Consider the following 19,934-nt stretch of genomic DNA (forward strand, 5'->3'; position numbering starts at 1 on the left):
GCTATTTCTTCATCCGTTGAATAGCGAAGTTGGTCAGCGATGCTGCCGCATAGGCGCTGATGATGATGGTCAAAGCTGCATCCACTTGGAGGAAGCCAACCCACCCGAGAACGTCAGCGGTCATGCCGCCGAATGCCCGTGCCAAGCCCGCCTTGATCGGGTCGGCTGCAAACTTGTTCGACACGAAATTGATGCCGAAGAACAGGAGGATTTGCAGTACCCACTGCCCTGCCCTCGATGCAATCAGGCGCGACAGCGCCGCCATGGAAACTTCAAGGATGGCGAGAACGGCAGCACCCATGTCAGCCTCCCGACTTCATGCGCGCCGTGATGAGCGCCGCCACGGCATAGCCCATGGCAAGGATGAACGCGGACAAGATTTCGCCCGTGCGGCAGATGCCATCGGATGGAAGAATGTTCATGCCGAGATACTCGATGGGTGCGAAACCGGGGCAAACGCCATGCCCGCCGAGGAAACCGGTGCTATCCAGGCCCGCGAGGCCATCACCAGTGCCAGAACCTGAGCCCTCGGAGAAGACCTCATCCGGTGAATGATCGTCACCTTTGGACCGATCTGCGCCATCGAAGTCGGAAGCCTTCAGGCCTTGCTTGTCGCCCTGGCAACGCACGTGGTGCATATCGATGGCGATGGCGCCAAGCAGCGGATCACCGGCTACCGAAGGATCGCCGTCACACGACGCACCGATGTAACGGTCGTTGCACAGATCACCCGGCTTGCAATCGGGCTTGCCCGTGCCAGTCGTAGGCGGCCCAATGTCGCCCGTTTTCTGGCCGCTCGTAGAGGTCTGCCCGCCCGGGTTCGTGTACGTGTTCACCGGCACGGTGATATTGCCGCCCGTGCTCGGGTTGGCTTGCGTGTAATTGTCCGTGTTGTTCAACGAACCCGCAGGATCGGGAATGTTTCCACTCGGTGGACGCGGCGCGTTAGGCGAGCCAGCGCACACCGTCGAATCGCCCGACGACGCGCAGCCGCCCGTGGAATTTCGTGCCTGCGAACCGGGGACGCAGATTTGCGAGCTACCCACGGTTGCGCAGTATTGATCGCTCGCCGGGTCGTAGCAGCTGCCGCCGCCGCAGGTTTTCGGCGCGGGCGTCGTAGGCGGCGTGGAGTCCGGCGAAGGAGGCACGGGAAGCGGGTCCGGCTGGCCGCTGGGGTTCTTCCAGCCGTTGCCAGCACCGCCGCTGCCGTCACACGTATCGCCGCTTGGCGCGAGCGTTCCCGCGGTATGCCAGGAGCCCCACTGATTCGACGTGGGCACGCCTGACGGGGTGAACGTCATCGTGCAGGAAACGGTAGTGCCCTTCCCTGTGGGAACGCCGCCCTTACACCACGTCATCGTGCTCGTGATCTTGCCGGCGAAGCCGCCCGACATACCCGGCGCATTTGCCGTACACGGATTCGACGGCACCGAATCACACGGATAACTGTAGCTGTTGTAGATCGTTTTTCCGTCCGGGTAGAACAGCGTGATGTAACAACTCGCCGGAACCTCGACACACGCGGACCCCTGCGCTAGCTGCGCATTGACGGTCTGACAATGCGCCATTGCCTCCGAATAGCTCGGATACGGAGTCGCGGCGCGGACGGGTTCCGAAAACAGGCCCGCTGCCAGAAACACAAGCAGCGGTAGCAGTGTCAGCGCACCAAAACTGCCGCGAACATGAGGTAAGCCAAAAGAACGATATAGCCGGCCATGCGGATTCCTCCAAGGTGTGGGGGCTGCTGTCAGCCGGGTTCGGCGAGCCGAATCCCGGCAGGCAGACAGCAGCCCCACGATGCGGCGGATGGCCGCGAGTGCGGAAGCGACCATCCTCATTGCCTTAACCGCCGCGACGCGGCAGCTTGGACGCCTTCATGCCCAGGATGGCACCGGTCATGGCGACCGACACCAACAGGCCCGCAGCGACGCCGGCAGCGATCTTGGCGAGCACGTCGGTCACATCGACCTCATCACCCGCAGCGAACGCCATGCCGCCGAACGCGACCAAACCACTACCCACAGCCACGCGGCGGCAGGTGTTGTCGAACTTCTCACGCGCAACCTGCGCAATTGCCTTCAGCTTCATAAATCACCTCTCGTTTAAGCCCGTCGAGGAAGTTTGGACGCCCAAATGACCACGCAGCCCGCAATGATTGCGAACCCGATCATCTGGCCGTCCGCCGCCGAGAGCGACGGGAATACGCTCGGCGGGGGTTCTACCCATGCTTGCTGCATGCAGGTCTGCGACGCCGGATCGAACTGCACGCATGTCAGAACCGGCGCGGCCATTACGCTGCTGCTCGCGTTGCGGCCTTCTCTTCGACGCGCACGAGCTTGTAGCTGCGGGACACTTCGATATCGCCGTATTCGCCCGCGTAGAAGCTCGCGGGCGTCAGGGTGTAGACGCCTGCCGGGTAAGGCGGCTGATGCTCGTCCAGGGGCACGCGGCACGGCTGCGGGAAGTCGTTGCCGTTGTCGATCGCGCCGGCCTGGTGGCGGAACACCTTGCCAGCGGCTTTGCCGCTGCCGTTGCGGGTGTGAACGTTGTCGGACTTGATGAGAATACGGATCATGGCGATAGCTCCATGCGGCCCTCGATGGCCGCGTTAATGACAGATGCCCCGAACGGGTTGGATTTGAGCCACGGCGGGGGCGTCTTTTTGGCGACGTGGCGAGAAATGAACCGGGCGAATAGCTCCGGCTCCGGAAGATGCTCAGCGAGCAAATTGATCAGGCTGCCGTACTGACGGCGTGCCCAGCGGATCGAGTGCGCGAGGTTCGATGCGGCGCGAACCTTGGATGTCCGCATGCGGCTGCACACGGCCTCGATCCAGTATTGAAGCGGCGGATAGTGGCCGACGAGGTAGGCCACCGGATCGGTCAGCACGTCAAGCGGGATATCGCGATACGCGGAGCCGAAGCGTGCTTCCCAGCGCACCCAGTTAACCCCTTCGTCATCGTCGCGTGCGCCCTGCTCCCTGCCCTTCTCGTAGACGACGAGCTGCTGGTTACCGGTGTTCTTGCCGATGTAGACGGATTTGCCGCTGCCATCGTCCCAGCCAACCACCTGCAAGGCAGGTGGCCGGCCGGACGTGGTGAATAGCCCTTGGCCGTGCCACTTGATGGCGTGCTCAACGTTGTAGCGGCCCTCGTAGTCGTCGTGTGCAACGTCCACGCGGGTAATGCGTGCGCGGAGTGCTTCGAGACGTTCGCGGACCCTGCCCCACGCCGCGACGTGGGCGCAGCCCGCGCCTGTCATCTGGATCATGATGGTGTGGTGCTGCCGTTCACCACCGAAGGCAATGAGGCCACACGGCTCGGCTTCGGGCGTGTGCAGCTTGAAGTGGTGATCGTAGAAATGGCGGAAGCCGCCACGACTACCATTGACCTCGATGCCCAGGCCCAGATGGCTGATGAGCATCTGTGCGACTTCGCGCTGTGAGTCTTCGTGCTGCGCGTCCAGGCCGGAACACATGGCCTTGTCGCCGTCGAGCATTTCCTTCACCGCATCAAGCGGCAGAGTCACCGTCAGATAATCGATGATCGCGGCTACGCGGTCCTCGGACGGCGGGATAACCGGGGGAGACTTTAGTCCCTTGTTAAACGTCGGGACCACAGCGGCGGCGCTCATGCGCACACCGCCAATTCGAAGGCCCAGGAGCTTTCCTGCTCGGCACGCTCCGCGTACACGGCGGCGCTCGACCAGTCCTCAACGGAGACGTAGACGGATTCGAGAGTGAGTGCCTTCTCACACTCGACGGCACAGAGCACGATCTGATCGCGGTTCATGCCCTGCCCCAGCAGGCCTTCGGTTAGCACGATGCTCATGCGCGCACCCCTGCCAGCGTGGCGCGCTGACGGGCGGCAAGGTCGCGAAACGGGGAGACGATGGTGCCGGCCCAGAAGGCGGCGAGAACGAACGGGAGTGCGGCAAGAACGTCCATGAGTGCCCTTAGTCAATGTCCCGTATCACGGGACAGTGGGCACATGTATAGTGGTACGGGACACCACTGTCAACAGGTGAGGGACATGACCGCCACACTAACGCTGCTGGACAAGTACAAGGTCGCTAGCTCGATCACGTCCGATAATGCCTGCGCCGTTTCTCTAGGCGTCTCCAGGCAAGCGGTGAGCAAGTGGCGGAATGGGGAAAATCATCCCGATGCGGACATCATCGAAGTGATGTGCGCAGCCACCGGGGAATCGCTGGCCCATTGGCTTCCCCGTATTGAAGCGGATCGAGCCCGGAGCCCGGCGGTTAGGAAAGTGTGGCTTCGACTTGCACAAGCGGCTGCCGTGCTGACCCTTGCTGTGGGGCTATTCCCTGCCCACGCGCATGCAAGTTCTTACGCCCATAATTCGGGCACTCTGTATATTATGTAAAATTATGGGTGGCCGTATCAGGAGGCTCACACGGAGCTTTAGGCGTTCCCTGATTTGGTTTGGCCTTCGCCTCGCTTCCTCTGGGACACCCCAGTTCCTGCAAGAACCGGCCCATATCCTTTAACTGGACGTTCGATCCCCGTTCCCTGACCTTGCGCGCGCTGTCTGGGTTGACCATCACTGTGCGCGAGATCGCTCAGATGCTCGCGGATCGCCGGGATTGTCGCCACGACTTTGCCGGCGACTGGTCGGGCTGGAAGATGCGCGGCAACAAACTCATTCCGCCGTTTAGCGGCAGAACTGGCCCCAGGCTAACGCCACAGAACGCCAAGCGATTTCTCGCCTGGGTCAATGACCCGCAGAACGCATACGGCCCCCCGCAGGCCACCGGACGGCCGTCCACACCTACGGCTTGGTGTACCCAGCACCGTTGGCCTGCACTGCCCTGGTTCTAGCCACGGACGCCCCTCTAATGGGGCGTTTTCTTCATGCGTATACTTGGGCCGCCCAGATCGGCCCAGTCAAGGAATGCACCCATGGAAGGATTACTGCTGCTACTGGTCGCGGCCCTCGTCTTCGGAGCGATCCTCAAGATCGTGGGCAAGAATAAGCGGGCACCCCTGGAAAACGGGGAAAGAAATACGAGTACAGGCAACGCCAGCTCATCAACAAAACGGAATGGCTGGTCTACCTCAAGCTCAAATTGCGATTTCCTGGGGCCGTTGTGCTGGCACAAGTCGCCCTTGGGGCGATCATTGAGCCCATTGCGAAACAGAGCACAAACGGCTCGGAACGCTGGCAAATTGCACAGAAGTACGTTGACTTCGTTATTTACGATCCTTCAACACACAAGGTGCTGATGGTCATCGAGGTCGATGGACCCACGCACCAAAGGGCTCGCCAGCAGAAAGCGGACGCCGTGAAGGATGACGCCCTGGCTTCCGCGGGGATACAGGTGGTTCGCCTTAGCGCAGACCGCTGGCAAGAAGACGCTCTCTTTCAGAATCAGATAGCCCCTACCCCTATGCCAGCGACGAGAAGCAAAGCAGGGTTAGCGAGTGGCGATCCGGCCTAGGCAGCCAGACGGTGCTCGTAGTAAAGCCGGGCCCGGTCATCGAGAATGGCGTACAGCGCTGCTAGATTGTTCGGGTCCGGATTGAGCCAAAGCGCGAGGCGGCGGCCGACGCAAGCCGCGCGACCACGGTAGCATTCGGATCGACGCGCGCCGAGATGGTGTCGGGTTGCGAGTCGCCGAACGCTCGCACCTTGAGCTCACTACCCAGTAAATTCGGTAGGAAACCTTTCCATAGGTGAGAGGCTATGGACCGACTCGAAGCCATGAGAATCCTGCTCGCGGCGGTGGACACGGGCAGCCTTTCCGCAGCCGGTCGCCAACTGCACATCCCCTTGGCCACCGTAAGTCGTCGTGTATCGGAATTGGAGGAACACCTCCGTATCCGGCTTTTACTCCGAGGCACGCGAAAGCTCACCCTGACCGACGCGGGCCGCGAGTACGTCGCCTCGTGCCGGCGCATCCTGGAAGACCTCGTGGAAGCCGAGCGCACGGCATCCGGTGAGTATCGATCGCCTCAAGGGGAGTTGGTCATCAGCGCGCCGCTGGTCATCGGCCGCCATCATGTTGTCCCTGTGTTGGTAGAGTTTCTGCGGGCCTATCCGGAGATCCGCGCCCGTATTCAGTTGAGCGATCGCGTCACCAACCTGCTCGAGGAACATGTCGATGTCGCGGTCCGCCTGGGCGAGCTTCCGGATAGCGACATCATCGCCACGCGCATCGCACTCATCAGTCGCGTGCTTTGCGCCAGCCCTGCCTACCTGGCATCGCGTGGCGTCCCAATGGACCCAAACGATCTTGTCTCACACGAATGCATTACCTACGAGGGTTACTCTGCCGCAGACAAATGGGAGTTTCGCTTCGAACGAACTTCCCAGCTGATCCAAGTAGCGTCGCGCCTCACGGTGAATTCAGCTGAAGCCGCGGTCAGCGCCGCGATCGCCGATGCCGGCATTGCCCGGGTCCTATCGGACCAGGTCGCCGACCCATTGAATTCCGGCGCGTTGGTGCGGCTGCTCGAGGCTTTCGAACCAACACCCATGCCCGCGAGCCTGGTGTATCCAAGGCAGCGCCACGTAGCGTTGAAGCTGCGTGCATTTCTGGACTTTGCAACGCCGCGCCTACGGCAGCGTCTTGGTTATGAAAGTCCGGAAACCTCTTAGGTCAGGGCCACAGGATGGGAACCGCGGTAGTTCCCAAAGCGGTGGCGCCAGGTGGTCGCGTCGAAGTGCTCCGGCGAAAACTTCAATTTGTCTACGAGGCTGTCTTGCCCCTCGCTTCAATGAAGCATGCTTGATCAATCGGTGACGAACGGCCTATGACCTTGGTTCGAGCATCTTAAGTTGTGTTTTTTTGCGTGCATGAGCAGCGTTAAATTCCCTCCTCCACAACAACGCACGTGAGCGGAATGGCGCCTCAAAGTCAGGGGTTGGCGCTTTACGACGCGTCCACCTGGAGGGCTTATGAAGCACACGCCACACGCCTCTCGCGCAACAACCATCAACAACCCCACCCAAGTGGACGAGCTCACGCCTGCTCGGTTGCTGCAGCTGGGCATGGGCTTTTGGGGCGCCAAAACGATGCTTTCCGCCGTTGAGCTTGGTGTGTTTACGCATCTGGCCAGAGGTGGTCGAACGGCGAGGGAGCTTGAAGCTGTGATTGGTCTGCACCCAAGGTCTTCGCGTGACTTTCTCGACGCCCTGGTTGCCTTGGGTGCCCTGGGGCGAGAAGGTGATACGTACCGAAATGCCCCGGACGCGGACCTGTTCCTGGACAAGGCAAAGCCCAGCTATGTGGGCGGCCTTCTTGAGATGATGAACTCGCGCCTCTATGCCCACTGGGGTCTACTCACCGAGGCACTGCGCACTGGCGAACCGCAGAATGCGGCAAAGCACGAAGGCTCGCCATTTGACGAGCTCTATCGCGATGAAGCTTCGCTGCGAAATTTCCTTCATGCGATGACCGGCGTGAGCCTGGGTGCGGCGAAGGCCATCGCACAGAAATTCCCTTGGCACAACTACCGTACGTTCATCGATATCGGCGCTGCGCAAGGGGCTTGCCCGGTGCAGATTGCGCTTGCTCATCCACACTTGCGCGGGGGTGGTTTCGACCTGCCCTTGGTTGCACCCGTCTTTGACGATTACGTGGCGTCACATGGGCTTCAGGACAGGCTGCGCTTCTACCCGGGTGACTTCTTCAAGGATCCCTGCCCCACGGCGGATGTGCTGGTGATGGGGCACATCCTCCATGACTGGGATCTGGCGGAAAAGAAAGCACTCTTGGCGAAGTGCTATGACGCGCTGCCCGCTGATGGGTGCCTGATCGTCTATGACGCGATCATCGACGATGAGCGCAAGGAGAATGCCTTCGGCCTGCTGATGAGCCTGAACATGCTCCTCGAAACGCCGGGCGGCTTTGACTATACCGGCGCGGAGTGCCGCGAATGGATGAGGGAGGCGGGCTTCCGCGAGACGCGTGTCGAGCCATTGCTTGGCCCGGACTCCATGGTCATCGGCATCAAGTAGGGCTCGTTGTGCCCTGTCATGTAGGCATATTGAGCCATGCCTATGGCTTCCTCGAACCGATCAGATCAAGAAGCGATCGAAGGGCGTGGACTTTCGCTCAAGAAGTCCCGCGAGTTTCCGTAGCGCGCGCTCAAGGTGGTGCCGCTCTCTCACCCCACCCAGCGAAACACGAATCGCCCGTGCGTTGCTTGCGCCGGCAGAGAACGCATCCGAAGACGTAACGGCCATGCTTTCCATGCGCGCCGCGATAGCCAGTTCTTGAGGTGTCCACACGTCAGGCAGTTCGATCCACATATGAATGGCCGTGCGTGGCCAGCGTCTTTCGGTGCCGCGGAAAATCTGCTCGGCGAGCTTTTGCCGCGCGCTTGCCTCGGCCTTCACGCCTTCAAGAATGTTTCCCGCGGTACCGTCGTAAATCCATTGGGTAGCCAGTGAGGTCGCCAAGGGAGCCGACATGAGTGTGATGGCCCTCAGCGCCGATAGCAGGTCGCCTTGAGCCGCATCGCTTGGCGACACCACATAGGCCGTTCTCAACCCGGGCGAGAGGCACTTGGACAACGTTGCTATGTAGTGCACGCGATCAGCCGCCCAATGAACCAGCGGCGATGGCGCGTCCTCAGCCAATAGCCAATAGGGGTCGTCTTCGATGATCTGACGATCATGCCGCTCGGCGACTCGCACAATATCGCGCCGACGTTCCGCGGGCATGGTGGTGGTGGTAGGGTTCTGAAGTGTTGGATTGAGGTAGACAACGCTTGCCTGGTGATTGCGGCAGGCTCGCTCCAGTGCATCGGGAGTCATGCCATGCGCATCGCTTTCCACCACCTTGAGCGTTCGGCCTAACTCGCGCGACGCACTCAACAAGCCGGGATAAGTCATTGCCTCGGTGAGAATGCTATCGCCCGGCTGGGTGAGCGCCAGGATCAGGCCAGCCAAGGCAGCCTGAGCACCCGGCGTTACCGCAATACGTGCGGGATCCACCAGCCCCAGCATGGGTGCCAGCCACTGCGCTCCCGCGGCTCGCTCTGCCTTGCCACCTCCGCTGGGCTGATAGTTCATCAGCTTGTCGGCGTCGGTATAGGTCAATACCTGCGCTATGCCGCGCTTCAAGAGATCGGTGAAGTCGATTCCCACGGGTGGCGGCGGAATATTCATGCTCAAGTCGATAACGGGCGACAGCTCTACCTTCGGCACCGACACGAAAGTTCCCAAGGCGCCGCGCGCATGAATCAGATCGCGCGCACGCGCCTCGGCATAGGCACGCGTCACCGTCGTCAGGTCGAGATTGAGCTGCTCGGCGAGTTGCCGCTGAGGTGGCAAGCGATCTCCCGGCCGCAACTGGCCGTCGGTAATGGCCCGCTCCAGAAAGCGGATCACCCGCTGATAGCGGGGACCCTGCCCGTTCAGTGCGCCGGTCCAGTCAAGCGCGCCAGGCGGTCCTTGTATGGATCTTGTCCGAGGCATTTTGTCGCCGATGTATGGATTTTGTCGACGACTAGTATGCGCGCATGAATCCTCGGGAATCCATGCAAGCTGCCCGCAGACCCCAGGTTCGGATGCCCCTCCCCCTGCTTTTGGTGCGCCCTCAATGTTTGCCCGCTTAGCCCGCTGTACCCGGGCCGCCCTGTGGAACCTCAGGGCATGCCGCCTCCCCTCGCCTGGCCGCCTTGCCCGAGTCCTCAGTATCGGTTCGGTCGGACTGCTCGCCGGATGCCATCTCGCCTTGTTCGATCCGAAGGGCGACATCGGCATGCAGGAACGTCACCTCATCCTGCTGTCGCTGGGGCTGATGCTGATGGTGGTGATTCCGGTCATCGCACTGACCCTGTTCTTCTTCTGGCGTTATCGCGCCACCAACACCAAGGCGACTTACGCGCCCACGTGGGCGCACTCGACACCAATCGAAATCGTAGTCTGGACGATCCCTTGTGTGATCGTCGCCTTCCTTGGCGTGCTGATCTGGCGCACCACGCATAGCCTCGATCCGTATCGGCCGCTGGACTCCCATGTAGCGCCAGTGCGCGTCCAGGTGGTGGCGTTGAACTGGAAGTGGCTCTTCATCTATCCGGACTACGGCATCGCCGCGGTCAACCAGCTGGTGATACCCACCGGGACGCCGATCGATTTTGAGCTCACCGCGGATTCGATCATGAATTCGTTCTTCATTCCACGCCTTGGCAGCCAGGTCTATGCGATGGCGGGCATGCAGACGCAGTTGCACCTGATCGCCGATGTCCCGGGCGTCTACGCCGGCCAGTCATCCGCCTATAGCGGGTCCGGCTTCTCCGATATGCATTTCCAGACGAAAGCGATGTCGAATATCGAATTCAGGCAATGGGTCCAGCAGGCCAAGGCATCGCCGTTGAAGCTCTCGCGCGACGGCTATCGCGCGCTGGCCCAGCCGAGCAACGGCTACGCACCGACCGTCTATGCCGCGGTGGACCCGAGTCTGTTCCAGGCGGTGCTCAACCAGTACATGACCATGCCGAAGGCCGGCGAGTTCTGTGGGTCGGTGCTGCCGTCCCTTCGCCCCCTGCCCTCCGCGCCACGCGCCAACTTGCCGCACCTGTGAACGAGTAAACAGCTATGTTCGGAAAACTCACACTGGATGCCATCCCCTACCACGAGCCCATCATCATGGGCACGCTGGTGGTGGTGGCCTTGGCCGGCGCCGCGTTGCTCGGCGCGATCACTTATTTCGGCAAATGGAAATATCTGTGGACCGAGTGGCTGACCTCGGTCGACCACAAGCGCATTGGCGTCATGTACATCATCCTTGCGCTGTTGATGCTGCTGCGCGGATTCGCCGACGCCATCATGATGCGCGTGCAACAGGCGATTGCTGCGAACGATGCGGCGGGCTATCTACCGCCGCATCATTACGACCAGATCTTCACGGCGCATGGCGTGATCATGATCTTCTTCGTAGCCACGCCGCTGATTCTCGGGCTCATGAACGTCATCGTGCCGCTGCAGATCGGTGCGCGCGACGTGGCGTTTCCGTTCCTCAACCAATTGAGTTTCTGGTTGTCGGCGGTGGGCGCGGTACTGGTCATGATGTCGATGTTCGTGGGTGACTTCGCGGCGACCGGCTGGGTGGCCTATCCGCCGCTCTCCGAGCTTGGCTATAGCCCCACGGTCGGCGTCGACTACTACATCTGGTCCTTGCAGATCTCAGGACTCGGCACGCTACTGACCGGCATAAACCTGGTCGTGACCATCCTGCGCATGCGCGCGCCCGGCATGGACCTCATGAAGATGCCGGTGTTCACCTGGACCGCGCTGATCACCAACATTCTGATCATCGCCGTGTTCCCCGTGCTCACCGCGACGCTGGCCCTGCTCACGGCCGACCGCTACCTGGGCATGCATTTCTTCACGAACGAGCTCGGCGGCAACGCGATGATGTACATCAACCTGATCTGGGTGTGGGGCCACCCGGAGGTGTACATCCTGATACTGCCGTGCTTCGGTGCGTTCTCGGAAATCATCGCCACGTTTTCGGGCAAGCCGCTGTTCGGCTACAAGTCGATGGTGTATGCCACCTCGTCGATCGGCGTGCTGTCGTTTTTCGTGTGGCTGCACCACTTCTTCACCATGGGATCGGGCGCCAACGTCAACGCATTCTTCGGCATCATGACGTCCATCATTTCCATCCCGACCGGCGTGAAGCTGTTCAACTGGCTGTTCACCATGTACCGGGGGCGGATCCGCTACCACTCCTCGACGTTGTGGACGGTCGGCTTCATGGTGACCTTTGCCGTGGGCGGCATGACCGGCGTGCTGCTTGCCGTGCCGGGTGCGGACTTCGTGCTGCACAACAGCCTGTTCCTGGTGGCCCACTTCCACAACGTGATCATCGGAGGCGTGGTGTTTGGCTGCCTGGCCGCCATCACCTTCTGGTTTCCCAAAGTGTTCGGTTTCACGCTCGACGAGTTCTGGGGCAAGGTCTCGTTCTGGTGCTGGCAGATCGGCTTCTACCTGGCCTTCATGCCGCTGTACGTGCTCGGCTTCGACGGCATGACCCGTCGCATGAACCACTACAGCAATCCGGACTGGCACCCCTGGCTCATTGTGGCGCTGTGCGGCGCGGTGATCATCGGCGCCGGCATCGTCGCCATGTTGATCCAGTTTGCCGTGAGCATCCGCCGTCGCGATGCGAACCGTGACATCACCGGCGATCCATGGAATGCCCGCAGCCTGGAATGGGCGACCGCCTCACCCGCGCCGTTCTACAACTTCGCCCACATCCCGCAGATCACCTCGCTGGAACAACACTGGGATGACAAGGTCACCGGCCGCGCCTATACGCAGCCCGAGACGTATGAGGATATCCACATGCCGCGCAACACCGGCGCAGGTTTCATCATCGCGATGGTGTCGCTGGTGCTCTGCTTTGCGCTGGTCTGGCACATCTGGGGGCTCGCCGCCGTCTCCCTGATCGGCGTGATCGGTGCCTTCCTCGCCCGCACCTACGATCGCAACGTGGACTACTACGTGCCCGCCGCTGAAGTGGCGCGCATCGAGCACGAGCGCTTCGCTCGCCGGTGGACCTCCGCGTCTTCACTGGAACTTCGCCCCCAGCGCATCGAGAAGGCGGCCTGAATCATGGAAATGAGCTTGGATCACGCTTCTCACCACACCGACGCCCACGATACCGCGTCGACGACCACCGTCGGGTTCTGGATCTACCTGATGAGCGACTGCCTGATCTTCGCGGTGCTGTTCGCGACGTTTGGCGTCCTCGTTGGCAGCACCGCCGGCGGGCCTAACGGCAAGGAGCTGTTCGAGTTGCCTTATGTGTTCGGCGAAACGGTACTTTTGCTGTTGAGCAGCTTCACCTTCGGCGCGGGCATGCTCCAGGCACGCGCCGGCCGTAAAGAGGCGTTGCTCGCCTGGCTGGCCGTTACCTTTGCACTGGGGCTCGCCTTCGTCGGCATGGAAGTACACGAGTTCGTCGCCCTGGTGCACGCGGGTGCCGGCCCGACCAGCAGCGCCTTCCTGTCCGCGTACTTCACCCTGGTGGGCACGCACGGACTGCATGTTGCCTGCGGTTTGCTGTGGCTTGCCGTGATGATGCATCAGGTCGTGCGCTACGGCCTGGACGGCATCGCGCATCGGCGCCTCGCCTGCCTCAGTCTGTTCTGGCATTTCCTCGACCTGATCTGGATCTGCGTCTTTACCTTCGTCTATCTGCGTGAATTCCTATGAACACATCCCGCTCCGGCCACGCGATATCTGCTGACGCGCACGAATCGCACGGCAGCCTGCGTACGTATGTCGGGGGTCTGCTGATCTCGCTGATGCTGACGGCCGCCGCCTTCGGCGTGGTGATGACGAGCCAGGTGCCACACCCGGCCCGCCTGGCAGCCATCGTCGTGCTATGTGTGGCGCAGCTCTACGTGCAACTCGTGTACTTCCTGCATCTTGGATCGGCCAAATCGCAACGAGCGAACACCGGGATCTTCGTCTGCACGACACTGCTCATCGCGATCCTCGTCGCCGGGTCGCTGTGGGTCATGCATAACGCCAACGTCAACATGATGCCGATGCCCATGTCGACGCAGGAGGCCCTTAATCGACCATGATGGCGCGAGCCGCGGCGCCTCGCTCCGGGAAACGGCGCCAGCCGACCAACCTTGACGCCGCCCAGAGTTACTTGGGTGCAAGTTCGCCGTACCAATATGAGGCGGTGACACCGCCATCCATCAGGAAATCGCTACCGGTAATAAAGGTGCCCTCCGGCCCCATAAGGAGGGCACCAACCGTGCCGACCTCATCGGGCGTGCCGCCGCGCCCCACCGGGCACAACTCGATCATGCGTCGGTAGCCCTCCCCTCGCGGACCGCTTAGCTCATCCCTCGCGAGCGGGGTAAAGATAATGCCCGGGCTGATGGTGTTCACTCGCGCGCCGCGCTTTCCCCACCTCACGGCCTCGGCCATCACACGCAAGGAATTACCACGCTTGGACAGCTGATAGGCGTGGAGCGAATCCTTCACTTGATCGGGCTGGAGAAACGGAAGTGACAGCAACTCTTCTGCCGGCGTTTTCGCCAGCGCCTCATTCTGGTCGGCAGAGAGAGCGCCAAGGCGATGGCCAGATTGCGAGGCGATGACGACGCAAGAGCCACCGCGAGCGATGACATCTCCAAATACTTCGAGAATGAGTGCCGTGCCATACAGGTCTACGGCCAAAATCGTCGCGGGCGATGCCTGCGATGGGGATACGCCGGCGGCGTGAATGACACCCGTCACATCGCCTAGCGCCGTGGCTTTCTCGACTAGTGCGTGCACGGACGCACGCGAAGACACATCGACGGTGGTCGTACTGACGGTAAATCCGGCATCGAAGAGAACCTGAGCCGCAGCATCCGCGTTCTCCTGGCGGAGATCGGCCAGCAAGACGTGCTTTCCGACACTGACGCGCCGGGCGATGGCTTGACCAATCGACCCCGTGCCAATCACAACGATAACGTCACTCATGGGTGTCTCCCAGTGAAACCGGACAAGTAGTTTTTGGCCTTTCGAACAGTGCCGCGCGCCATATCTTGGTTGAGCGCGGCGGGCACCCTGCGATCGGTCCAATGGTCCTATTTGTTTGGGCTGTAATGCAGCGCGTCAGCAATGATTTTGAAAGCTGAGCTCTTCTGCCGCCGGCTGGGATAGTAAAGGTGATAACCAGCGAACGGCTGGGACCAGTCGCCCAGCACTTCCTCGAGCTTGCCGCGCGCGATATGAGGAGCGGCCATGCGTTCCGGCAAGTACGCAAGGCCGAAGCCGTCCAACGCGGCAGCAAGAACCCTGCTCGAGCTGTTGAAAGTAACCTGCCCTTCCCCACGCACGCGAAGGCTGCGTCCACGCTTCTCGTACTCCCAGGGCAAGAGTCCACCGTAAGTAGGTAGACGAAGGTTGATGCACCGATGCGTAGTCAGATCCTGAGGCGATTTCGGGCGAGGATACCTGGCGAGGTATGAGGGGCTGCCAACAGTCACCAGTCGCATCGCCGGTCCTATCGGGATGGCGACCATGTCTTTGGCAATGGCCCCGCCAATACGGACGCCGGCATCAAAGCGCTCGGCGACGATGTCAGTAAGTCCATAGTCGACGACGATTTCCACGTGTATGTCCGGGTAGGCGGGGAGCAACTTGCGTAGCGCCGGCCACAAGATCGATTCGGCTGCATGTTCGTCGGCGGTTATTCGCACGGTGCCCGCCGGCTTGTTGCGAAGCTCACCCAACGCAACCAGCTGGCCCTCGAGCTCGTCAAGCAATGGAGACAGCGAACGGAGAAAGCGTTCGCCGGTCTCCGTGGGTGCCACGCTTCGGGTGGTTCTTACCAGCAATTGAACGCCAACGCGATCCTCCAGCGCGCGTATCAAGTGACTTAGCGCGGAAGGCGTCACACCCAGTTTTGCAGCCGCGCGCGTAAAGCTGCGCTCGGTCCCGACCGCGACAAAGGCCACTAGATCGTTGATGTTGATCCGAGACATTGCTGAGCCACCCTCACAACTGCATCAAGCGAAATGCGTATTATCAAACAATCCGACCGGGCCTAGCATGTTCCCACCTGACCAGGGCAAGCGGCCCAGTCCTTGAGCGCAAAAGGCGAACGGGCTGCCATGGTTGATTGCACCCGGAAGGCAGATAGCCGGGTCACTGCTTCTAAGCCATAGCATCCAGCGCGCCACCAGGAGTCCATTTATGAAAATCACCCGCAACGGATCCCAAGCCTCCGTGAAAGGTTCGAGTGAGTTCTTCACCGGCTCGGTTCGGATCGACAGCTTTTTTCAAGGCGAGGCGCCTGCGCGCGCAGGCGGGGCCATCGTCACGTTCGAGCCAGGTGCACGAAGCGCATGGCACACCCATCCGCTCGGTCAGACGCTGGTCGTGACCTCAGGCGTGGGTTGGACCCAGTGCGAGAGTGGCCCTCGCACCGAGATTCGTGCGGGCGACGTCATCTGGTGTCCGTGCGGAAAGCGGCATTGGCATGGCGCCACCGCGACGACGGCGATGTCGCACGTAGCCATTGCCGAGTCACTTGATGGCAAGGCCGTGGTGTGGATGGAACCGGTAACGGACGAACAGTACCTCTCAGGGCCGCTTGTCACCGATTGAATAATCCTCGAGGAACCCCTTATGCCTGACCAAATCTCACCCGCACGCCAGGCATTTGGCGACATCGCGCCGGCGCTCGCCACTTACACCGATGACGTACTGTTTGGAGATGTCTGGAAGCGACCCGGCCTGGGTCCGCGCGACCGCAGCCTGATCACCGTCGCAAGTCTTGTCGCGCTTTATCGTCATAACGAGCTGCCCTTTCATCTTCAGTTCGCCATCCATAATGGCGTCACGCGCGATGAACTGGTCGAGTTGATTACCCATCTCGCTTTCTATGCTGGCTGGCCATCTGCCAGTACGGCGCTGCAGATCGCGCGTCGGGTCTTCAATGAGATTGAAGAGGCTAAGGATGAGGCCTGATTTCCGACGACACTCTTGCGGCAACGTGGTCGCCAGCGCTCAGCTCCAATCTCCGAGCCGACGCGGATGCAGCGTAGCGACGCCTGGCACTGCGTAACGCCGAACGAGTAGCCGAGCGTTACGCCGCCAGCCGATGCTCGTAATAAGGACGCGCCCTGTCGTCGAGGATGTCGTACAGCGCTTTCAGGTTGTTCTGGTCGGGGCTGAGCCACGCGTCGACGAATTCCGGCTTGATGGGAACAATGCAGCGGTCATGGCCCGCGGCCAGCACTTCAGGCGGCGGCTCATCGGTGATCGCCGCAAACGAGAACAGATCAGCGCCATGGTCGCCGGCTGGCGACAGGTTCCACAAACACGCCACCAGCATCTCCTGCGGCGGCTGCGGGTCGAACGCCAATACGACGTTTTCCTCTCGCTCGCCCGGCCGCAGTTCCCTGCCCTCCATCTTGTGGCGGGCCACGTTCTCGTAGAAACGGGTCACGATCATGATGCCGTGACGGTGACCGAACAGCTTTCCCCAGGCCTTTTCAAGATTGTCCCGCCTGGCGTTATAGGTCCCAGGCTTCTGCCGCTCCATCGATTCGGTCCAGCCAGGTAGCCGACATTGATAGCGCATGGGCACCACGATGCGCTTGCCGTCCTTCTCGATCATGACCGGCGCATATTGGCCGGGGTAGATGCGGGAGTCCTTGTCCAGGGGCTCCTTGCGGTGCATGTCATCGAGATTGCGTTGGGCGGCCTGGATCTTTCTGTTAGCTACATCCCGATCCTTGGCGGCCGTCTTCGTGGGCTTCGGTCTCGCGAGGATTGCCTCAGCCCTCGCCAAGCGTTCGTTCTGTGCCTGCAGTTCGGCCTCATACTTTTCGATCTGCTCGCGGTCGCCCTCGGCGACCAATTTGGCGAGCGCGAATGCGTCCTCGCCACGGGGCTTTCGGAACGCCTCCCGCATCGACTTGGGGATCTTCACCCACTGGCCATCCTTGCGCTTCTCCCAGAACAGCTCCACGAAGCGCTTGAGGCTGATGACGGCGCCCCACTCACGCACGAATTTGTCGTAGTCGGCGGCGATCTGGGCGGAGTAGCACATGGTCAGGTGCTCGGCTGGCGGGTTTGGCGCCCGCGGGAGAAACAGCTTACCCCTACAGCGATCGGCGCATCGCAGCGCGGACGCTTGCACTGGGCCCTATCGGACCGCCGCCTCGACGATGGCGATGTCTTGCTCAGTCGTTCCACCACTGACGCCGACGCCGGCGAACACCTTGCCATCTTGTGACAATGGCACGCCGCCGCCCATGGCGGTGTAGCGCCCCCCGGCCAACGCGAGTAGCGGAAAGAGCGGCTGTCCTGGCTGCGTGAGCGGGTCGAGATCGGCGGTGCGTAGCCCAATGAGCGCTGACGTATAGGCTTTGCGCTCGGAGATCTGGAGCGAGAAGAGCGGCGCGCCGTTCATGCGATGCTGGAGCACAAGGTTGCCGTGGACGTCGATGACGCAGACTGAAACGGGCACCTTGACCTGCGTCGCTTCGGCCTCCACGCGCTCGGCCAGCGCCTTTGCAGTTGTGAGCAGATCCATACGTTCGTCCTCTTCCGCAGCGGCGAGAAACCACTTCGCGCGCTGACCTAGCGCTCGATCTGGCCTAGGTAGTAACCGAGACGATTTTCGACATCTCCCGGCTTATGGAAGCCAAGCGCGAACAAGGCCTTGAAGCTTTGCTGCGCGGCGGGCCGCGCTATAGACGCGAGGCACGCGTCCCACCCGGCGCCAAGCTCGACGTCGGGCGGTAGCGTGGTGTTGACGAGACGCTTGGTGTTGGCGATGGCCCACTTGTCAAACTTGGCGATCCGGGCCGCCAGCGCTTCCACGAACGCTTCGAGCTCGGCATCGGGCAACGCTCGGTTCACGTAGCCATAGGCCTCGGCCTGGTCGCCCCTGATGTCTTCGGAGCTCAAAAGCACTTCCAGCGCGCGGTTCCGGCCGATGAGCTGGGGCAGCCGCGCCATGGGACCTCCGCCGGCGACCAAGCCCACGCCGACTTCCCATTGCGAAAGGATGGCTTTTTCTCGGCTGGCAAAACTCATGTCGCAGGCGAGTGTGAGCTCGCTGCCATTACCGGTTGCCCGCCCGCGGATGAGGGCGATGGAGACGACGGGCGCGCGTGTCAGCCGCGCCAGGAAGTCCGGCCACTGCGGCAACCCGGTTGGGCCGGCCGGCAGCGAGGTCAGATCCTCGATCCTGGCCTCGAAATCGGAATGATTCAGGAAATAGCCGTCCACCGCGCTGTCGAAGACCACGACCCTGACTTGCTCGTCGGCCTCGAGGGCGTCGATGAGCTCGTGGAACTGCACGACCATCGGCGGGCCCATGACGTTAAGCGGCGGGTTGTCGATCGTGACACGCCAATAGGCAGGGGACCGCTTGGCAACCTGAATCTGAGTGGAGTTCGTCGTCGCGTTCACTGGGGCCTCTTATCGGCGACTCGCGCTAGGGCTTCAGGTTTAGCGCCGGCTTCCGGGTCGCGCCATTACACGAAGGTATTGCCGAGACCATCGTATGAATGGGGCTTAGTCGTGCAACCTCAGCCCCGGATGAATACCCTCCCTGCCCTTTCCTGTCGCCGGCACGATGCGTTTCCAGATAGTCCGGGGCATGGCTGACACCTTGGTGCAATGGCGGTTACGTCGTCGTCTCCGATAACTTCGTGGAGCTAAACAGTCATGGCCGCAGCAAGAGCCTTTCCGGGTTACGCGCGGCGCTTCTGATCAGCGGTCATTTCGAAGGTCACGGGCAAGCGCGGATTGAGGTGCAATCGTGTGATCGGGAGTAGTGCCATGCTTCTTCAAAAGATGCTTCTCCCAGTGATCATGGGTTCAATCGCATGGATTGCACCTCATCTGGCTTACGCAACCGGCTTGCCCGCGAAAACCTTTGGTACCGTATTGCCGGAAGACGTAACGTGGGAGCCCTTCCCGGCCTTCCCTCCCACGGCACGCCTGGCCGTGCTGGTCGGCGACACTCGGAAGCCAGGACCTTACGTGGTGCGCGTAAAAGTGCCCGCCGGCGTGAAACTCATGCCTCACACGCACCCCGAGGATCGCGTCTATACGGTCATCTCAGGCGTCTTTTACATCGGCCTGGGAAAGACCTTCGACGAAACCAAGCTCGTTGCCTATCCGCCGGGCAGCGTCGTCGTGCTGCCAGCGAACACACCCCACTTTCACTGGGCAAAGTCGGGGGAGTATGTCACGCAGGTCTCTGGCTATGGCCCGCTCGGCATCGAGTACGTCGAGGCCAAGGACGATCCGCGCCAAAATTAGCCAATGGGGGAGCACATCCGTCAATGGGCAAGCCGGCGCGATTCACTCGACCTCCGCGTAGAGCGCCGCAGCCCCGTAGGCTGCTCAGGTACTGGAGGCGTCACGTTGCTCAAAGGCCAAAACGCCCACGTCGTCAGCGCATGCGCCGTCAATGATTCA

The 19,934-nt window shown here is 61.4% G+C and carries 23 protein-coding genes and 1 pseudogene; 12 read left to right on the forward strand and 12 right to left on the reverse strand.

All coding sequences use genetic code 11. The annotated features are described in order from the left end of the window. Nucleotide 1: 1 nt before the first annotated feature. The 6 genes from OUZ30_RS10265 to OUZ30_RS10290 form a co-directional block, all read right to left on the reverse strand. Nucleotides 2-301: a DUF2523 family protein gene (locus OUZ30_RS10265; RefSeq protein ID WP_266182161.1), complete on the reverse strand. Its 300-nt coding sequence runs from the start codon at nt 299-301 to the stop codon at nt 2-4. A gap of 1 nt (nt 302) precedes the next feature. Then, the gene (locus OUZ30_RS10270) at nt 303-1,832 is read right to left on the reverse strand and encodes a hypothetical protein (RefSeq protein ID WP_266182162.1); all 1,530 of its coding nucleotides are present in this window, start codon (nt 1,830-1,832) and stop codon (nt 303-305) included. A 10-nt stretch (nt 1,833-1,842) separates the two neighbouring features. Next, nucleotides 1,843-2,088: a hypothetical protein gene (locus OUZ30_RS10275; protein WP_266182163.1), complete on the reverse strand. Its 246-nt coding sequence runs from the start codon at nt 2,086-2,088 to the stop codon at nt 1,843-1,845. Nucleotides 2,089-2,290: 202 nt separating this feature from the next. After that, nucleotides 2,291-2,575, reverse strand: a complete 285-nt coding sequence (locus tag OUZ30_RS10280; protein ID WP_266182164.1) for a single-stranded DNA-binding protein — start codon at nt 2,573-2,575, stop codon at nt 2,291-2,293. Further along, the gene (locus OUZ30_RS10285) at nt 2,572-3,633 is read right to left on the reverse strand and encodes a replication initiation factor domain-containing protein (protein WP_266182165.1); all 1,062 of its coding nucleotides are present in this window, start codon (nt 3,631-3,633) and stop codon (nt 2,572-2,574) included. Before OUZ30_RS10285 ends, OUZ30_RS10280 begins: the two co-directional genes overlap by 4 nt. Beyond that, nucleotides 3,630-3,830, reverse strand: a complete 201-nt coding sequence (locus OUZ30_RS10290) for a hypothetical protein (protein ID WP_266182166.1) — start codon at nt 3,828-3,830, stop codon at nt 3,630-3,632. The genes OUZ30_RS10285 and OUZ30_RS10290 overlap by 4 nt, the downstream gene beginning before the upstream one ends. Before the next feature lie 201 nt (nt 3,831-4,031). On the opposite strand from OUZ30_RS10290, the gene OUZ30_RS10295 reads away from it, so the two are divergent. The 5 genes and pseudogenes from OUZ30_RS10295 to OUZ30_RS10310 all read left to right on the forward strand — a co-directional run bounded on the left by OUZ30_RS10295 (nt 4,032) and on the right by OUZ30_RS10310 (nt 7,982). Next, entirely contained in the window at nt 4,032-4,385 is a 354-nt protein-coding gene (locus OUZ30_RS10295) for a helix-turn-helix domain-containing protein (protein ID WP_266182168.1), read from the forward strand. Nucleotides 4,386-5,049: 664 nt separating this feature from the next. Beyond that, a complete protein-coding gene (locus tag OUZ30_RS20435) occupies nt 5,050-5,460 on the forward strand; it encodes a DUF2726 domain-containing protein (protein ID WP_425601516.1) in 411 nt (136 codons plus the stop codon). A gap of 263 nt (nt 5,461-5,723) precedes the next feature. After that, nucleotides 5,724-5,882, forward strand: a pseudogene (locus tag OUZ30_RS20375) (helix-turn-helix domain-containing protein); the annotation flags it as partial. A gap of 51 nt (nt 5,883-5,933) precedes the next feature. Beyond that, complete coding sequence (locus tag OUZ30_RS10305) at nt 5,934-6,620, forward strand: LysR substrate-binding domain-containing protein (RefSeq protein WP_266183156.1); 687 nt, start codon at nt 5,934-5,936, stop codon at nt 6,618-6,620. A 378-nt stretch (nt 6,621-6,998) separates the two neighbouring features. Then, nucleotides 6,999-7,982: a methyltransferase gene (locus OUZ30_RS10310; protein ID WP_266182169.1), complete on the forward strand. Its 984-nt coding sequence runs from the start codon at nt 6,999-7,001 to the stop codon at nt 7,980-7,982. 60 nt (nt 7,983-8,042) lie between these two features. Here the strand turns inward: OUZ30_RS10310 and OUZ30_RS10315 are convergent, their stop codons facing one another. Then, nucleotides 8,043-9,446, reverse strand: coding sequence for an aminotransferase-like domain-containing protein (locus OUZ30_RS10315; protein ID WP_266182170.1), 1,404 nt, complete (start codon nt 9,444-9,446; stop codon nt 8,043-8,045). Nucleotides 9,447-9,705: 259 nt separating this feature from the next. Between OUZ30_RS10315 and cyoA the strand changes: the two genes are divergently transcribed. The 4 genes from cyoA to cyoD are packed head-to-tail and all read left to right on the forward strand — an operon-like array spanning nt 9,706 to nt 13,570. Further along, nucleotides 9,706-10,554, forward strand: a complete 849-nt coding sequence (gene cyoA, locus OUZ30_RS10320; protein ID WP_425601495.1) for a ubiquinol oxidase subunit II — start codon at nt 9,706-9,708, stop codon at nt 10,552-10,554. A 14-nt stretch (nt 10,555-10,568) separates the two neighbouring features. Next, nucleotides 10,569-12,587, forward strand: a complete 2,019-nt coding sequence (cyoB, locus tag OUZ30_RS10325) for a cytochrome o ubiquinol oxidase subunit I (RefSeq protein WP_266182172.1) — start codon at nt 10,569-10,571, stop codon at nt 12,585-12,587. Nucleotides 12,588-12,596: 9 nt separating this feature from the next. Continuing rightward, nucleotides 12,597-13,193 (forward strand): cytochrome o ubiquinol oxidase subunit III, encoded by a 597-nt coding sequence (cyoC, locus tag OUZ30_RS10330; RefSeq protein WP_266183157.1) that lies wholly within the window; start codon nt 12,597-12,599, stop codon nt 13,191-13,193. Continuing rightward, nucleotides 13,190-13,570 (forward strand): cytochrome o ubiquinol oxidase subunit IV, encoded by a 381-nt coding sequence (gene cyoD, locus OUZ30_RS10335; RefSeq protein WP_266182173.1) that lies wholly within the window; start codon nt 13,190-13,192, stop codon nt 13,568-13,570. Before cyoC ends, cyoD begins: the two co-directional genes overlap by 4 nt. A 67-nt stretch (nt 13,571-13,637) precedes the next feature. On the opposite strand, the gene OUZ30_RS10340 is transcribed toward cyoD, so the two are convergent. Together OUZ30_RS10340 and OUZ30_RS10345 are read right to left on the reverse strand one after the other, a co-directional pair. Next, nucleotides 13,638-14,465 (reverse strand): SDR family oxidoreductase, encoded by an 828-nt coding sequence (locus OUZ30_RS10340; RefSeq protein WP_266182175.1) that lies wholly within the window; start codon nt 14,463-14,465, stop codon nt 13,638-13,640. A gap of 107 nt (nt 14,466-14,572) precedes the next feature. Further along, on the reverse strand, nt 14,573-15,472 hold the full coding sequence (locus OUZ30_RS10345; protein WP_266182176.1) for a LysR family transcriptional regulator: 900 nt from the start codon (nt 15,470-15,472) through the stop codon (nt 14,573-14,575). Nucleotides 15,473-15,683: 211 nt separating this feature from the next. Between OUZ30_RS10345 and OUZ30_RS10350 the strand changes: the two genes are divergently transcribed. Continuing rightward, nucleotides 15,684-16,097 carry a (R)-mandelonitrile lyase gene (locus OUZ30_RS10350; protein ID WP_266182177.1) on the forward strand — a complete coding sequence of 138 codons (414 nt, stop codon included), beginning with the start codon at nt 15,684-15,686 and terminating at the stop codon, nt 16,095-16,097. A 21-nt stretch (nt 16,098-16,118) separates the two neighbouring features. Then, nucleotides 16,119-16,460, forward strand: a complete 342-nt coding sequence (locus OUZ30_RS10355) for a carboxymuconolactone decarboxylase family protein (RefSeq protein WP_266182178.1) — start codon at nt 16,119-16,121, stop codon at nt 16,458-16,460. Between the two features lie 118 nt (nt 16,461-16,578). On the opposite strand, the gene OUZ30_RS10360 is transcribed toward OUZ30_RS10355, so the two are convergent. From OUZ30_RS10360 to OUZ30_RS10370, 3 genes are all read right to left on the reverse strand, one after another. After that, on the reverse strand, nt 16,579-17,547 hold the full coding sequence (locus OUZ30_RS10360) for an SOS response-associated peptidase family protein (RefSeq protein ID WP_266182179.1): 969 nt from the start codon (nt 17,545-17,547) through the stop codon (nt 16,579-16,581). Nucleotides 17,548-17,643: 96 nt separating this feature from the next. Beyond that, on the reverse strand, nt 17,644-18,033 hold the full coding sequence (locus OUZ30_RS10365; RefSeq protein ID WP_266182181.1) for a GlcG/HbpS family heme-binding protein: 390 nt from the start codon (nt 18,031-18,033) through the stop codon (nt 17,644-17,646). A 47-nt stretch (nt 18,034-18,080) separates the two neighbouring features. Continuing rightward, on the reverse strand, nt 18,081-18,917 hold the full coding sequence (locus tag OUZ30_RS10370) for an enoyl-CoA hydratase/isomerase family protein (RefSeq protein WP_266182183.1): 837 nt from the start codon (nt 18,915-18,917) through the stop codon (nt 18,081-18,083). Nucleotides 18,918-19,289: 372 nt separating this feature from the next. Between OUZ30_RS10370 and OUZ30_RS10375 the strand changes: the two genes are divergently transcribed. Continuing rightward, nucleotides 19,290-19,775: a cupin domain-containing protein gene (locus OUZ30_RS10375; protein WP_266182185.1), complete on the forward strand. Its 486-nt coding sequence runs from the start codon at nt 19,290-19,292 to the stop codon at nt 19,773-19,775. The last annotated feature ends 159 nt before the right edge of the window (nt 19,776-19,934 follow it).

This window comes from Dyella humicola, assembly GCF_026283945.1.
In the GTDB taxonomy this organism is placed as follows: domain Bacteria; phylum Pseudomonadota; class Gammaproteobacteria; order Xanthomonadales; family Rhodanobacteraceae; genus Dyella; species Dyella humicola.